Raw genomic sequence first — 14,990 nt, 5'->3', positions numbered from 1 at the left:
GCTCTTCACGCCCAAAGAATGCGCAAGCTACTTGGCAAACTCAGGATATGCACGAACCTAACTTCATCGCGATCTAGTTATTGCAACTCTTAGCAATTCCGCGGATTAGCCATTGATGGCGGAGTCGTTCGGCAGTTCATTCACTATCGTTGAGGTGACCTCGGACGACGCTCCGCAGCCAACGAAGCAGATGTGGCTCGCCTTAGCCAAGCCCAATCAGGCATTGACGCTGGTCCTCGCCGCCGTTCCCGAAGGCTGGACTGCGGAAGTTGTGCCAGCGGTTCTGACTGAAAAGCAGCAGAGGATGTTCGAGGAACTCAACCTCGAACCCGGCGATGTTTACAGGATCGCCCCAGAGTAAGGCATCCTCGGTGGGGCGGGCGACGTCTGCTATTTATTCTAGGCCGAACATGGCTCAACGAGGTTCCCTTTTCGGCCGCCTTCCTACATAGTTCGGCATGGCAAAAATAAAAGTGAGCTTCAAACCAGTGCGCAAATCCGAGGGCGACTGGGTTATCATCGCCGAGTACCCGGGCGCAGAAGCGCGAGAGATTACGGGCTTCACGAGCAAAGCCGATATTGACGATTGGATGAATGGAGAGCGTCGGATCGGTTGGCTCCGATCACAGGGTTACGCGAAGTGACTCGATGACCCCTTCAGGCGTGCGTCCGGTGCTTCTGGCGTGCGCTGAAGGTCTGACTCACTTGTACTATTCCAGCTCCCTACCAAAGCGCCATTCTCGCGGGCGGCCGAGTATCTCTCGCGGCAAGCAGGGTGCTGAACGCTTGTGACCCGTCGACAATTCCCCGCGGCCGGTACCCAACGTGTCGACCTACAAAGAAGTGTTAAACTCGCTTTGAAGTTGGCAGCAGCCTTGAAGTGGCCAGCAACGTTATTAGGCGAGTTGGCGGTGATCGATGAGTGTAAGGATCCTACGCAAACGGCGGGACCTCGACCAGCGTTCCGATCAATCGCAACAATGCTTGCTGTTCGGGTCCCTTCCCGTCACGCAAAAACTCCCCCAACTCGACGTGAGATAACCGGCCACCAGAGGGCGCATTGGGCTGGTGGATGATGAAAGCGTAACCGTTTGTCGGCTCGCGTGCGATGAACCATGCGTCGCCATTTGGGCTACGATAGAGCTCCCGCCGGTCTGACATTTTTCCTCCTAGCTGCCTCCCGACACTGTCGGAGGCCGATGGACGCATGCGGGAATCAGGCGGAGATCATTGAAAATACGAAAGCTGATCTTCCGTGACGACGCGCTCGATCTTCTCGGACTTGCATTTGATACGGTACCTAAGTCGTCCATCGGACTCGATGGGCATATGCTGTACGATAGTGTAAATCATCGGCGGTTCAGTTGCGGCGCGTCCTTGGGGACCTTGAGCTTGGTGCCGAACCTCTTCATTTAGCTTATAGGCGTATGACATATTTTCCTCGACGTTTACGGCTCTATCGGCGGTCTCGCTAGTCTTCAAGAATGGATTTTGTAGCCTCGAATATCTGCTCCGCTGTGCCCTTGATCGTGCCCCTCGCCCAAGCTTGAAACACGGTAACGTAGGCGTTCTTGTACGCCTCTTCGTCTGCAGAGAAGTAGACTTCGTCTGTGGCGGTATCCAAGACAAGCGCTCCCGTATCGATACAAATCTCCTCGATCAGGACCATGCGTTCTTCTTGCTCGGCCAGATGACGTTTAACTATGCTCATTGACTCTCTCCTGCTTGGCACTGAGGAATCACGTTCCCGATGCGGCTGGTGAACATGCTGACGTAGTCCACCGGACACAGGCGCAACAGGAAGCCGCAGTCGCGCCCGCTTTTCGATCTTTTTACCTGCTTGAATGAAAAACCCCGCCCCGATAACTCGGGAGCGGGGCAGGACCACAAGCTCTACCAGTACATCCGTGGCTAGAGCGATAGGTCTGTCGTGCTCTTAACTAAGCAGCACGAAGATTTTCGGCAGCGGACTTGCCAGTACGACGGTCTGCGACGACATCGTAAGATAGCGTCTGACCTTCGATCAGAGTTCCCATACCGGCGCGTTCGACCGCGCTGATGTGAACAAAGACGTCGTTGGTGCCGTTTGATGGCTGGATAAAGCCGAAGCCCTTTTGGGTATTAAACCACTTCACTGTACCGGTGTTCATCAGGTTTTCCTTCTTATGCGCGCAGGACCTGGCGCGCGGAGTTGCGGCCAGCCGTCCGGTTAGTCGATGATGGAGAATGTCTGAAACGTGCGCGCGCCGTCAGGATCTGAGGCGAAAGCGGAACAGTTGTTCGACCAGTATCGATAAGCGGCACAATACACTAGCAGTTGAGAGACTTCAAGAAGAAAGCCAGCGGCGCGTCATCGTGGTAGTGCACCGATCGTCAGTAAGATCACGTCGACCCGGCGACTAGCGCCGGCGAGGCTCTCAGTGGTCGAAGCATCGGCAGCATGGCGTGTTCCAAATGTTCCGATCAGCGAACTCCTATTGCCCTTGCTAAACCAAACCAAGCCCGTGGCGCTGGTGGTGTGCAGCCGTGCCGGAAGGTCGGACAGCACAAATTTTACCTAGAGAGACTTACACAGATCGGAATGAGGCCGCTGTATGGCGGCTTTTTGTTTTTCTTTTGCGAGTGTGATGTCTCTTCATGGACTTGGTAGAGTGAGAACATCACCGGCAGTGACCAATACGGGCGCTGGTGGCTGAGAGACCGCTTGCGCTCCCGCCTGCATAGGACGGGAGCGAGACATGTCAGACTTCCTTCAATCAGATGTTCGCGTGATGCAACTTCGTCATTTGGAGGAAGCCGAGCGGCACGTTGCCGAAGGCGAACGACACATTGCTGAGCAGGAGCAGCGGATTGAAGACCTCGCTCGCCTCGGCCACGATCTAGCGGGAGCTAAGCTACTTCTGGAGAAGTTTTATGCATCTCAGGTGCTGCACATCCAGCACCGTGATCGAATTCGCAGAGAGCTAGAACGGTAGGTCACTCAAATCGGCTGCCTCCGATGTCGCCTTGTGGCCCCAAGCGGCGGTCGGCGGATGTCTGCTATTCCGCCGCTGTTAAGGGAAAAGCAGACATCTGGGGCACTGGCCAAAAATGACGCGAATGACCTAACTGCGACACGGGATAAATCGTCCGACGCTGGGCCGGGCGCGCTGTTATTCTCAGTGTCCCGATGCCGCCGTCTCCTTTCTCCCATTGACCGAAATGAAGTCAATGTTCGCATCGGATAGAAATAGGAATTAGGCTATCGTCGAGGTGGCCTCTAGGCGGCAAAAACACTCTTAGGGAGGACCCAATGCGTCATCTAGTTGCGTTAGCGGGCGCTGCATATGTCGCGCTTATGATTGGCACTGCAGCCTTTGCCCAGGTGCAACCGAATCCTGACAATCCCAACGATGCGATCCCAGACACATTGGCTCCGCCGCCCTATGGTGAGCCCATCAATCTTGAGATGGCCAAGAAAGTGGCGGCCGCTGCCATCGCCGAAACAGCAAAGCGAAATTGGAATGCGTTCTGCGTCTCTGTCGTCAACCCAAGCGGCGATCTTGTTTATTTCGAAAAGCAGGATAATTGCCAATATGAATCGATCAGCATCTCGCAGCACAAGGCGCGTACCGCTGCTCGATATCGTCGTCCAACGCTGGTGTTCGAAACGCTGATCGGTAAAGGACCGTACTTCGCCTATCTGACGACGCTCGATGGTATGATTGCGTCACGGGGAGGCAATCCGCTGATTGTCGACGGCAAGGTAATCGGCGCCATTGGCGTAAGCGGCGGTACCGGCTCGCAGGACAATGTGGTCTCGTTGGCCGGACAGGCTGCGCTCAAATAAGCTCGATAGCTTTAGTAAGGCCGTCCGCCGGGGCTGTCCCCGGCGGATGTGAGCACAAATTTTGTACGGCTCTCAGCTTCTTCCCAATTCAGAGGAGTGCTCGTCCGTGCCGAAATGTCGGTTATTGGCCCCAAGCGGCGGTCGGCGGACGCTGCTATTCCGCCGCTGTTAAGGGAAAAGCAGACATCTGGGGCACTGGCCAAAAATGACGCGAATGGCCCTTCTGCGACGTGCCGGTGCGGTCGGATGTCCGGTCTACCCCAAACCGGCCGCTTCGACGGGACTCGGAATTGGGCCATGTCGCGCAACCCGGGACTCGGAATCGATCAGGATCTGACTCGAAATCCGCTTGATAGACCAACCTGAAAAATATTGACGACCTTGTCCCGCCAGACTCGCAGCTCGCTTTAGAGTACAATCCAGTCGATTTGAAAGGCGAGAACCGCCCAACCATTCCAATTAGGGGCTACGGTTCGACTATTTGCCTGAATGCAGGTGCAGACCATCACAGCGCATTTCACGATGATGCGAATTCTTGTCTCTCCCTTCGCGGTTCATACGGCAACTGTGGATCCCCGCCGGCTGCGGATGAATCATCCGGAACCGGTAGAATGACCCGGAACGAGCTCCCATCCGTCCCTTCGCTTACGAGTTCAATATGCCCGCCGTTCGCCTCAATCGCCCAGCGAGCGATTGCGAGCCCCAGACCGACCCCGCCCTCATCCCGAGAGCGGCTTGGGTCGATGCGATAGAAGCGATCGAAAATATGATCCCGATGCGCGGCAGGAATCCCCGGTCCGGTGTCTCGCACCTCGATTATGGCCCGCCCATCCGTTGCATTCACTCCGACGGTGATCGTGCCACCATTTGGAGTGTATTTTATCGCATTGTGTATCAAATTCATGAGGGCATAACGGATGAGCGCGGCGTCTCCCGTCGCATGGACTGGGATCGGGGCTCGAAGCACGAGTTCTTGTTGCTTTTCGTCAGCGAGCACGCGGAGCTGATCGACGACATGTCCTGCCAACCCTCCAACGTCCAGGTCCTCTGGAGCCAGTTGGACCTTTCCCGAGTCGGCGCGCGTGAGAATCAGAAGGCTCTCGACTAGCCGCGTGAGCCTGTCGACCTCCTCCAGCATGCTGCCGATGACGTCGCGATACGTGACGGCGTCAAGCGTATTCTGCAGCGCCACTTCCCCCACGCTGCGCATTGCTGTGAGTGGGGTGCGTAGCTCGTGCGAGGCGTCGGCCGTGAACCGGCGCAGCCGTTCGAACGCATCTTGCAGGCGGGATAGCGTGTCATTGAATACTGTCGCGAGCTGCCCGAACTCGTCCCGGACGTTATCGACCGGGAGCCGTTTGGCGAGCGATTCCGCAGTGATTTCCCGGGCCTTCTGCGCCATAGCGCCGACCGGAGAGAGTACGTGGCCGGCAAGGAAGTAACCGCCCGCGATCGCCAGGCCTGCAGCGAAGGGAATACCCATCGCGAGGATCACTGCGAGCGTCCAGAGCGTGTCCCGCAAGGAGGTTTCCTCAACCGCGGCGGCTACGCGATAGGAGGATTCAGAAACGCTATGGACGCGATAGTGCCGGCCGGTCGGAGCCGTCCAAGACTGCGGCGATGCCGAGTCAGCTGGCTGCAGCGCGCGTGATAGTTCTTCTCGCTCCCATGCTTCGGTTTGCTGACGGATGTCGCCGGCCTCGTCCACCTGGAACAGTGTGATGCCCCAGTGGGAAGGGAGATCCTTCAGCTCGTCCGGTTCCTCGCGATAGATATTACCAATGGTTGCGATCTCTCGGTCGAGCTGCGCGTCCAGTTCGGCATAGAGGCGAGTCGCGACGAAAAGCAGAATGCCAGCGGAAAAAATGCATACGATGAGCGTCAACACACCAGCGTGCCAGAGGGTAAGCCGCGCACGCACGCTTGGCAGGCGGAATCTCATTCTTGCCTCCCGCTCAGCATGTACCCAACGCCGCGGACCGTGTGCAGCAGCTTTTTCTCGGATGGTTCGTCGATTTTGCGACGCAGCCGTGCGACGGTGACATCAATCACGTTGTCGAGCGGTGTAGCTCGGGAAGTCGCGTGCCACACGTCGCGCGCCAGCATCTCCCGCGACACCACACTGCCGCTGTGGCGCAGGAGGTATTCGAGCAAGTCAAATTCCTTCGCGGTCAGGTCGGGAGAATGCGCTCCCCTGGAGACTTTGTGTGTGACGAGATCCATCTGGAGATCCTCGTGCTGTAGCTTGAGAATCTGATCCATGCGCCCCCGGCGGACCAGCGCGCGAATGCGCGCGAGCAGCTCGGAGAATGCAAACGGCTTGGTAAGGTAATCGTCGGCGCCTTGATCGAGGCCCATTACCCTGTCCTCGACAGCGTCCTTCGCCGTCAGGACCAATACCGGCGTCTGATTGCCACATTTGCGCAACGTGGCGAGGACATCGATGCCGTCGCGGCGTGGCAGCATGAGATCGAGCAACAGAAGGTCGAAGGAGCGCTGGCTCGCGAGGAAGAAGCCGTCCTCTCCCGTCGCAGCAATCGTAACTTCATAGTGCTCCGCCTTAAGACCTTCGCGCAGCGCATTCGCGAGCTTCTTTTCGTCCTCGATAATCAAAATGCGCACGGTGTACTCCGCTGCGAGAGTTCCTACGGCATTATAGACACGGTTCGTCGCTGGGGCAGCTTCCTGACAGGAATTTCAGAAATTCTTCAGTGGTGGCGCACTGGGAGACAGGCAAGATCAACGTGGTCGAGCCGCACCACGAAGGCGAGCATCGGCTCGACCAGTGGAACTAATCGGGACCAGAAATGGCAACAATGTTGCGTGGCCAAAAAGACCCGATCGAAATCCGCCCGGCCGACTTTGGATGCTTCCGTCAAATTTGAGAGGCAGTCCACAGAAGCGAACTCTCGCGCATACAAGGAGGAGCTCAACATGATGAGAAAAGGCCTGATGCTCGTTATCGCGGTCGTATTCGCGACGTTGGGGCAGAATCTTGCCTGGGCCGAAGATGCTGATCAGGCAACTCTGATCAAGGCGCTGCCAAGCGCCAAGCTGACCCTGCAGCAAGGCATCGACCAGGTGGCTAAGGGAACTGAAGTGCCCATCGAGGCGAAATACGAAATGGTCAAAGACAAGCTCATGCTGTCGATCTACACCTCGGCAAAGGGCTTTGGCACCGCTGCGGAGGACAACTCCTTCAACGAGTACATCGGCGATGTGACGACGGAGACCTGGAGCCCTAAGAAGGAAGTGTTCGCTGACCTAAAGCACATCGCTCGGTCGGCGCAGTACCATTCGCTTCTGTCAATGACCAAGGTAACCATACCGGCGATCATCCAGAAGGCGTCGTCGCTGGGTACGGTTCTGGCCGTTAGAGAGAAGATCCGTAGCGGCAAGCCCGTCTTCGAAGTCATGGTCGTCCAGGGCAATGCGATCAAGCCAACTTTCTATGATCTCGTCAGCGGCGAGCCAACGGCGAGCTGAGCAAGGCTGACCGAATCGTCGCAGGGCGATATCAATCTCAAGCAGTTTGGGCCTGATGGAATGAAGACTATGCGTCGATATTGCGTGGTATGCTTCACCGTGATTGCGGTGGCGACGGTCGCAGTGGATCGATCGCTTGGTCAGGCGTCGACGACGCCACCGCTCCAGCTCGAGAACAAGATCACTTTGGGCGAGGTGAGCGGCCGGATTGATCACTTAGCCATCGATCTGCCCCGGCAGCGCCTCTTCGTCGCCGAGCTTGGTGACGATAGGGTCCAGATAGTCGATCTAAAGGAAAGCAGGGCGCAGCATGTCATTACCGGGCTGAAACGACCGCAAGGCATCGGCTACGTGCCGTCGAGTGACACGCTCCTTGTTGCGAATGCCGGTGATGGTTCGGTGCAGTTGTTCCGCGGTCCGAATTACGAGACAGCAGGACAGATCGATCTGGGAGATGATGCCGATAACATTCGCATTGATCCTGCATCCAACCGGATATTCGTCGGCTACGGCAATGGCTCACTGGCAGAGATCGACCCGGCGACGAATGGCAAGATCGCAGACATTCCGCTGCGGGCTCACCCCGAGAGTTTTCAACTCGCCCGCTCGTCCCGTCGCATCTTCGTAAACGTCCCAAAATCGCGTGAGATAGCGGTGATAGATCGCTTTGCCAGCAAGCAGGTGGCGAACTGGCCGGTCGACACCGGCAGCAATTTTCCGATGACCCTAGACGAAGAGTCCGGACGCATTCTCGTGGCGTCCCGGAATCCCGCTCAGCTTGGCGTCTTCTCAATGCAGGACGGCAGTATCATTGCAACCACCGATAGCTGTGGTGATTCAGATGACCTTTTCTTCGATGCGAAGCGCCATCGCGTATACCTCATCTGCGGCGATGGATACTTGGATGTGTTCGAGGCAAACGGAGATGCATACCGTCGCTCAGCTCACATGCTCACAATATCGGGCGCGCGAACCGCGCTGTTTGTCCCCGATCTCGATCGGCTTTTCGTCGCCGCGCGCGCCAATCCCGGCGAACCCGCCGCAATCTGGGTGTTCCGTCCGACGCCGTGAGCTAGGGTCACAATACGTGAGGTGGCCGCGAGCTGACGCCGCGCCTCTTGGGCGCTCGGGAGCCGCCGCACGCTGATAGTCGATCAGCCGGTTGAAAGAGCACCGAAACATTTGAAGCGTGGGGGCGGCACATCCCCGACCGGGATCAGAAAACCTTGGATTCAGTGTGAGAATGCCCAAAGGTACCGTGGTCACTTATGCATCCCGACTTGGAAAGCCGCTACGTGCCCATCAGAGAATCATGTTGGTTGCCAACGCCAAAGCGATCGCCGGGCTAACGCAATATGAATTTGGCGGCGATTACGGCGCCGCTGCCAACAACAATCGCAGTGGTCATATCTACTTCGTTCCAGACGACACCCTGTTGTTGGATGAAGCAGAATCTCTCGGTATTCGAGGCGCGACCGATCTCTATGGTGGCGTTGTTCCACATCCATTTGTCAAGACAAAGGCCATAACACATCCACTCGTCGACAAGGACGCACATCGGCCAGATGGATGGCTATTCAGATTCGGAGAGCGAATACGCAATGCGGTATTGCCCGGCTATACCGTCTTCTGTCGTCGGGACGCGAGGATTGCGGCAGGCCGAATGCTCCTTCGCGGACCAATCCGCGTGAAAGACCCGCGAGAGGCTGGAGGTCGAGGCCAGACGGTTATCACCGCGCCCAACGAGCTGGACGAACTCCTCGATCGCTTTTCGATGCACAATCTGGCCTACTCTGGCTTGGTGCTTGAAGAAAATCTGCATCAAGTTGCAACGTTGGGCGTGGGTCACATTGCGGTTAGTAACTTGAGTTTCACGTATTGTGGAAGGCAAAGGGTGACGACGAATAACGAGAATCGGCCGGCTTATGGTGGCTCGGATCTCATCTGTGTGCGGGGAGGATGGGACGCCCTCTATCAGCTGCCGATGGGCCATGCAGTTCGCGTCGGAGTCGAGAAGGCAAGAGTTTATGACGAGGCGACGAACGCGTATGCCGGTTTTATGGCCTCGCGCCGAAACTATGATGTCGGTTTGGGCCTTGACGTGAACGGTAATTATGGATCGGGGGTTTTCGAGTCCTCGTGGCGGGCCGGAGGGGCCACGGGCGCGGAAGTGGCGGCCTTGGCCGAATTCATGCGGGATTCCTCAGTAGAGATCGTCGAAGCATCTCACGTCGAAGAATTCGGCAGGGATCTTGAACCGCCACCAGAAGCTCTCACCTCCATTCGGCTCGATGATCCCCAAGACGGGCCTATGATCCGGTATACGGTCGTCCGACGTATTGAACGAGCCAAGCGTCGGGCTTGAGACTTCGGGAAGACCATCCAATGAAGCCTGCGAATGAAGCTTACGAATTGTTTGCGGGTGGCGCTCAATAGCATGGCGAGTACGTGACTGGGAGATCGGCGAAGTCGCGTGCGTCTGTTCTTCTCGACGACCAAAATGCGTACATGGTGTGCTCCGCTTCGTGAGCTCCTCCGGTGTTATAGACGCGGTTCCCCTTCGGCCGCAGCTTCCTGACAGTAATTTCAGAAATTCTTCAGTGGTGGCACGCTGAGAGACGAGCAAGATCAACGTGGTCGAGCTGGCGTCTTACAGGAGGATGCGATGAGAACTGCCCCAATGTGGATTAGCCTAATGCTGGCGGCCGGCGTGGTGACGATCGGACTCGGAATTGATAGCGCAGGCTGGAGCGGCGCCGCGGTCGCCCAGAAGAGGTCCCAAGGCCGGGAATCGGTGGACCGGATCGTGAGTTCGTTGCGCGCGGTGGATACAGCCTACGCGTCAGGCAACGCCGCCGAAGCTCAAACCCGGTTTGGCGAAGCGCGTGCCGCTTGGAACAGCTTGGCGCCGAGGGTTTCCGCGCGTGAGGCTCGCGAGCAACAGCTGTTGTTCGATTCGCTGGACAAGGAGATTACGAGCGGCGCGCCCGCCACCAAGGTGCAATCGACCATTTCCGGCATGATCGGCGAGCTCCACGAGGATATCGAGCGCGAGCTGAGATAGGAACGATCGTGTATCGCGGGCTGATTTGGCTCGCCATGGTCGATCTCAGGAGGTCGTGGCTGCGGTCTCTGGTGATCGCACTGGCGATCGCGCTCGCGCTGATCGCAGTCACGTTCTTTGTGGGGCAGATCGGTCTTCGACAGGCGGAGCTGCTGACCGGCTATGAAGCGTCCGGAGCGGCGACATTTGTTGTTGAGCTCGGGAGCGTACCTGCGAACGACGTCGCGAATCTGGTCCAGGCGCTGCATTCGATTGCCGGCGTGCAGTCGGTCGATGCTCCCTACAATGGAACACAGCTCGGCCTGGTGGCCGACACTTCCTTTGTGGTCTTCGAAAACGAGAAGCAGCAGGAATCTCTCGGTGCCCGGACAACTGTGCTGGGCGTCGATCGGTCGTTTGATCCAGTCCGCAGCTATTATGTGAATTTCCACGATCTGAATCCGACCGCGCCCACGGCAGTTCTCGGAAACCCCCTGCTTGCGACATCTGGAACGGTCCGTCCGCCCGATCGCAATGAGGTCGTAGTCCCCTCCGGGGTCACCGACTATGTCGGGATTCGACCTGGTGCCGAAGCAACTGTCGATCTGACGTATCTGAATGCAAATCCACCAATCGTTCGACGCTACGAGAAGCTACGCCTGATCGGGACATTCGAGCTCATCGGCCCGGATCAGGGTCGATTTGAGCCATTTTGGCGCCTTGCTGCGCGCGGCAGCGAAGTTCTCACAGTCCGCCGGCCGGATGCGCCGGAGGGCGTGGCAACCACGTTGCCCATTCTGTTGAACAAACAGCTCTTGAAGGAATTTCTTGGATTTGTCGGCGAGCAATTGGCTGCCCGCGGCACACAACCCCCGAAAGAGGCGGCAGCCAAGGAACTTGTCGTGCGAGCGAAATCAGTTCGGGCAGTGCCGACAGTCGAAGGCGAAGCGACTTCCTTGCTCGATCAGCGCGGTCTCAAGCAAGACTGCGGCGCTGCCAATCCAGCCACCTTCTGCCTGAGAGTGCCGGAGCGAAACAACTTCGAAGCGGCGCTCCTAGAGCAAAGGAAACTGGAAACAGGAGGCTCGTTCTTCATCCTTTTGCTGCTTGTACTCGTGGCAGCCGGGGCAGCGGGTCAGCAGATCCAGTTGGTTCTGGCACGCTGGCGCGAATTCGGCATTTTGCAGGCCGTTGGTTTTTCTCCGTTTAGAGTTCTGCTCTACTTCGCGGTCCGACTATACGCTGTGCTTGCCGCAGGCATAGTGATCGCTGCAGTGGCGGTGAGTATTCTGCCAATCGCTCGCAGCGCTTCAACGTTCGGTTTTGCCGTCGCCGTTGCGCTTGTGGCTGCGAGCATCGCAGCTCTTCCGGTACTGCTTTGGCCGCTTGCGCAAGCGCCGGCCCAGCTCCTTCGGGTGTCCGCATGATGTGGGTGAAGCTTACCTTCGGAGGCTACGGCCGCCGCTTCGTCGAAGCGCTTGCGGCCGCCATCGTTCTCGCTGCTACCAGCGCGACGGTAGCTGCTTCGCTGATGGTGGTCGAGGGGGCTCGAAACACATTGACCAGGGCTATACATCAGGATCGACCCGACGTCGTCGAGGTCAAGAGTCGCTTCAATCGCGCTCTGTTTGAAACCCCCCGGAGCGGATATTTACCGCCGCTCACAATTCCGGTCTATGAACCTCTCATCGATCCCGCCGAGCTGGGAATGGCTGCGGGCGACAACCAGGTTGTTAAGCGGCAGTCGCTGTTTCGCAACGTCGTCAGCGGCGACAGCTTTCTCAATATGTATGTTTTTGGTATCGATCCCGACGTCGAGCGCGGTTTGAGCAGCTTCTCGCTCGCGCGCGGTCGATTCCTGCGGAAGGAAGATCGCGCTGTGGCGGTGCTCGATCAAGCATCCGCTCTGGCGCTCGGCGTAGATATCGGCGGCACTTTTCCGGTGCGGAAGGCGGACGGTACGGATCTGCAGCTCACTGTCGTTGGCATTCTCGACAGATTAGAGCTACGGGGCGCCCCGCCAAGATCGGCTGAAGCGCCCTCGTTGAGGCCCGATTCGACCTTCGTCTCGAGCGGTGCATTCGTGAATATCCAGACGAGCGAAGACATTTTCGGTCGCGAGAACCTGACCGATGCCCTCGTCATTGCGAGAAGCACCCCTGACGTGCCAGCTCTCGTCGCCAAGCTCCAGGAAGCCTTTCGGCTGGAGCCCGGCATCTTCGTAACGGAACGATACAGCCAATACCAGCGCAAGGTGCGCGATTTCGCTCTGACGCTAACGTTGTTTTCCGCATTGAGTATCGCGACGCTGCTGTTGGCTGGATCCTTCGCCGCAAACCTGCTGCACGACATTTATGTTCAGCGTCGGCGGCAGTATGCCACGCTTCTGGCCCTCGGGTTTCCGCCCGCGATGGGCATCGCTCCCGCTGTCATCTTCGGGCTGGTGCTTGGAATGGCTGCGGTCGCCATTGGCGGTCTCGTTGCCAATGCTTTCGTGCCGCGAACTTTCGCGATGCCTTCTCTCATGGCCGATCTTGGCCCGACGGAGCCCACAATCGATTGGGTGGTGGTGTGCTCGATGGTGGCGATTGCGATTGCTGCCGTGAGCGTCGGCTTGGCTTCCACCATAGCTCGGCTTCTGCGAGGGCCTGTTGCCGCGACTCTATCGGAGGCGAGCCCGTGACTCCTGCATTTATCTCCCTGCGTTCAGTTTCGAAGACATATCGTAGCGACCACGCCACAGTTGGTGCATTGCGCGAAGTCTCACTTGAGATCGAGAAGGGCGGGTTCGTTCGGCTAAGCGGACCATCCGGTTCCGGCAAAACCACGCTTCTCAATCTCGTCGCGGGACTTGATTGGCCTGATGAGGGGGAGGTCTTCGTGGGGGGTATCGACGTCGGTCGGCTGTCCGGGAGTCGGGCATCAAAGTACCGGGCCGAGCAGGTCGGCATGGTGTTTCAGAGCTATAATCTGATCCCGCAGCTGACCGCGCTCGAGAATGTCCTGCTCCCAATGATTGCGCTGGGGCGAGCGAACCAAGGCCGCGCCCGCGAACTTCTTGATCTCGTCGGCTTGGCCGATCGCAGCGACCACAATCCGTCCCAGCTCAGCGGGGGAGAGCAACAACGGGTTGCTGTTGCCAGAGCGTTGGCAAATGATCCTGCGCTCGTCCTTGCTGACGAGCCAACCGGGAATCTTGACGACCAAAGTGCACAACGTGTGATGGGGCTGCTAACGGGCCTAGTTCGCGAACACGGCAAGACCCTACTTCTCGTTACTCACGAGCGCGACCTACAGACTGCTCAAAGATCTCTCGAACTGCGAGGTGGTGTGCTAATGGCGGCGCCGGAATGATGCGCCGGGAACTCTTGTCATTGCACGGCGCAGCGCTCGTATGATGACGGTATATCTGAGCAGCGGCCCCTCTTCGGGGTCGTCGCCCTCAAAATGCACAACTGCGCCAGGCGGGATTTTGCGCGGCTTTCCGAAATGTTTCACAGAGGCAGCTTCGACAACCTGCAAAGCGGAGTCTTGCGCGAACGCGGTCAGGGCCGCGAGTTCGGCGGTGCTTGCACCACCTGAGCGCCACGACGGCTCGAACACACCGGACCTCCATTGTCCACAACCATCTATTCCCTCGCCGACGTCATAGTTTCGGCGTGAGGCCAAGAATCCGGGATATTGGGTGGCATTGCCATCATAGGTCCGAGCTTGCGTTATGGCGATACGCGTCTTGGTATCCATCGGCAGATTGACCAGTTCTGCCCAGCCCCCGCGCACGCAAATCAAATGCGAGCCACCGTAGACTGAAACTCCGAGATTGTTCGTGGTCGACCGTTGCGTGCCGTGATAAGCGATCGTCCGATCGCCAACCATTGTGCAACCAATGCTTCGCGTCGTAACGCAGCGCAAGTTCGTTTCGAGAACCAGTCCATGGCGCGCGATCTTCTCGGCTGGTAAATTCTCGAGAAGTGCGTCTAGATCAGCAATCTTGCCAATCACCGTTTGTCCGTAGCCACCGTCTCTGAGCGGCTCCTTTACGCGGACAGGCCCCTGCAACAGTAGGTACCTAACAGCCGTCCCAGCATCGTCAGGGTTGAACACGGTATAGCCCGGCAGGACAGCATTGCTCACATTTGCTGCGAATGCGGCCGACCAGCCGTACGGGTGCGCTGCGAACGGATTTATCAGTCGGTGCGTGATGGCTTTCGTTTTGGCGAAAGGAAAAGGCACGACCGCGCCATAAAGCTGGCGGGGTGAGTGAATGCCGAGGGCGCGCGCCTCCTCGAGCATGAGCGTGTCGTCCGGAACGAAGAAGAAATCTCCGGTCGAATGCTTCTTGGCGTCGAAGATGCCGGCGTATCTATGACCGTTAAGCCGAGCGATGCTTTCGGCGACCGCCGACAGCGTGATGTTCTCGTGGGCGTACATCGGCGCGCCCAGCCGGGAAAAGTAGACGGCGACCGCATTGACCGCCGGCGTGCTGGGCTCGCTTTGACCGGCGGCGGCCGACCGTCCTCGTCCAATGTGATCAGGGAAAGGAGATAACTTAGTGTCGTCCATGCGCAACCATCCCGACAACCGAGGATTGGCCAGTGCTTGGACGGAACACCCGTCTGACGGGGAGACTGC

16 protein-coding genes are annotated in these 14,990 nt (G+C 58.0%); 10 read left to right on the top strand and 6 right to left on the bottom strand.

The genetic code is table 11. The annotated features are described in order from the left end of the window. Positions 1-115: 115 nt before the first annotated feature. A complete protein-coding gene (locus tag AC5ZG1_RS38805) occupies positions 116-361 on the top strand; it encodes a hypothetical protein (RefSeq protein WP_496136062.1) in 246 nt (81 codons plus the stop codon). Positions 362-933: 572 nt separating this feature from the next. On the opposite strand, the gene AC5ZG1_RS38800 is transcribed toward AC5ZG1_RS38805, so the two are convergent. From AC5ZG1_RS38800 to AC5ZG1_RS38790, 3 genes are all read right to left on the bottom strand, one after another. Next, positions 934-1,161, bottom strand: coding sequence for a hypothetical protein (locus AC5ZG1_RS38800; RefSeq protein WP_091891373.1), 228 nt, complete (start codon positions 1,159-1,161; stop codon positions 934-936). A 310-nt stretch (positions 1,162-1,471) separates the two neighbouring features. Then, positions 1,472-1,711 carry a hypothetical protein gene (locus AC5ZG1_RS38795; RefSeq protein WP_496136061.1) on the bottom strand — a complete coding sequence of 80 codons (240 nt, stop codon included), beginning with the start codon at positions 1,709-1,711 and terminating at the stop codon, positions 1,472-1,474. A gap of 229 nt (positions 1,712-1,940) precedes the next feature. Next, positions 1,941-2,150 carry a cold-shock protein gene (locus AC5ZG1_RS38790; protein WP_496136060.1) on the bottom strand — a complete coding sequence of 70 codons (210 nt, stop codon included), beginning with the start codon at positions 2,148-2,150 and terminating at the stop codon, positions 1,941-1,943. A 588-nt stretch (positions 2,151-2,738) separates the two neighbouring features. Between AC5ZG1_RS38790 and AC5ZG1_RS38785 the strand changes: the two genes are divergently transcribed. Continuing rightward, on the top strand, positions 2,739-2,975 hold the full coding sequence (locus AC5ZG1_RS38785; protein ID WP_496136059.1) for a hypothetical protein: 237 nt from the start codon (positions 2,739-2,741) through the stop codon (positions 2,973-2,975). 317 nt (positions 2,976-3,292) lie between these two features. Further along, a complete protein-coding gene (locus AC5ZG1_RS38780; protein WP_496136058.1) occupies positions 3,293-3,829 on the top strand; it encodes a GlcG/HbpS family heme-binding protein in 537 nt (178 codons plus the stop codon). 517 nt (positions 3,830-4,346) lie between these two features. Here AC5ZG1_RS38780 and AC5ZG1_RS38775 read toward each other — a convergent pair. Together AC5ZG1_RS38775 and AC5ZG1_RS38770 are read right to left on the bottom strand one after the other, a co-directional pair. Beyond that, a complete protein-coding gene (locus AC5ZG1_RS38775) occupies positions 4,347-5,771 on the bottom strand; it encodes a sensor histidine kinase (protein ID WP_496136057.1) in 1,425 nt (474 codons plus the stop codon). Then, complete coding sequence (locus tag AC5ZG1_RS38770) at positions 5,768-6,451, bottom strand: response regulator (RefSeq protein WP_496136056.1); 684 nt, start codon at positions 6,449-6,451, stop codon at positions 5,768-5,770. The genes AC5ZG1_RS38775 and AC5ZG1_RS38770 overlap by 4 nt, the downstream gene beginning before the upstream one ends. 312 nt (positions 6,452-6,763) lie before the next feature. Between AC5ZG1_RS38770 and AC5ZG1_RS38765 the strand changes: the two genes are divergently transcribed. The 7 genes from AC5ZG1_RS38765 to AC5ZG1_RS38735 all read left to right on the top strand — a co-directional run bounded on the left by AC5ZG1_RS38765 (position 6,764) and on the right by AC5ZG1_RS38735 (position 13,712). After that, positions 6,764-7,315, top strand: a complete 552-nt coding sequence (locus AC5ZG1_RS38765) for a hypothetical protein (protein WP_496136055.1) — start codon at positions 6,764-6,766, stop codon at positions 7,313-7,315. A 60-nt stretch (positions 7,316-7,375) separates the two neighbouring features. Beyond that, complete coding sequence (locus AC5ZG1_RS38760; protein WP_496136054.1) at positions 7,376-8,386, top strand: YncE family protein; 1,011 nt, start codon at positions 7,376-7,378, stop codon at positions 8,384-8,386. 172 nt (positions 8,387-8,558) lie between these two features. After that, a complete protein-coding gene (locus AC5ZG1_RS38755) occupies positions 8,559-9,680 on the top strand; it encodes a DUF3182 family protein (protein ID WP_496136053.1) in 1,122 nt (373 codons plus the stop codon). Between the two features lie 330 nt (positions 9,681-10,010). Beyond that, on the top strand, positions 10,011-10,379 hold the full coding sequence (locus AC5ZG1_RS38750) for a hypothetical protein (protein WP_496136052.1): 369 nt from the start codon (positions 10,011-10,013) through the stop codon (positions 10,377-10,379). Between the two features lie 8 nt (positions 10,380-10,387). Further along, positions 10,388-11,785, top strand: a complete 1,398-nt coding sequence (locus tag AC5ZG1_RS38745) for a hypothetical protein (protein WP_496136051.1) — start codon at positions 10,388-10,390, stop codon at positions 11,783-11,785. Then, complete coding sequence (locus AC5ZG1_RS38740) at positions 11,782-13,041, top strand: ABC transporter permease (protein ID WP_496136050.1); 1,260 nt, start codon at positions 11,782-11,784, stop codon at positions 13,039-13,041. Before AC5ZG1_RS38745 ends, AC5ZG1_RS38740 begins: the two co-directional genes overlap by 4 nt. Further along, on the top strand, positions 13,038-13,712 hold the full coding sequence (locus AC5ZG1_RS38735; RefSeq protein ID WP_496136049.1) for an ABC transporter ATP-binding protein: 675 nt from the start codon (positions 13,038-13,040) through the stop codon (positions 13,710-13,712). The genes AC5ZG1_RS38740 and AC5ZG1_RS38735 overlap by 4 nt, the downstream gene beginning before the upstream one ends. On the opposite strand, the gene AC5ZG1_RS38730 is transcribed toward AC5ZG1_RS38735, so the two are convergent. Further along, positions 13,692-14,921, bottom strand: a complete 1,230-nt coding sequence (locus AC5ZG1_RS38730) for a DUF3182 family protein (RefSeq protein ID WP_496136048.1) — start codon at positions 14,919-14,921, stop codon at positions 13,692-13,694. The two genes, AC5ZG1_RS38735 and AC5ZG1_RS38730, sit on opposite strands and share 21 nt — an antisense overlap. Between the last annotated feature and the right edge of the window lie 69 nt (positions 14,922-14,990).

It is taken from the genome of Bradyrhizobium sp. Leo78, from assembly GCF_059512425.1.
Note: the sequence above shows the minus strand (reverse complement) of the source record. Positions and strands in the feature narration are given on the sequence as shown.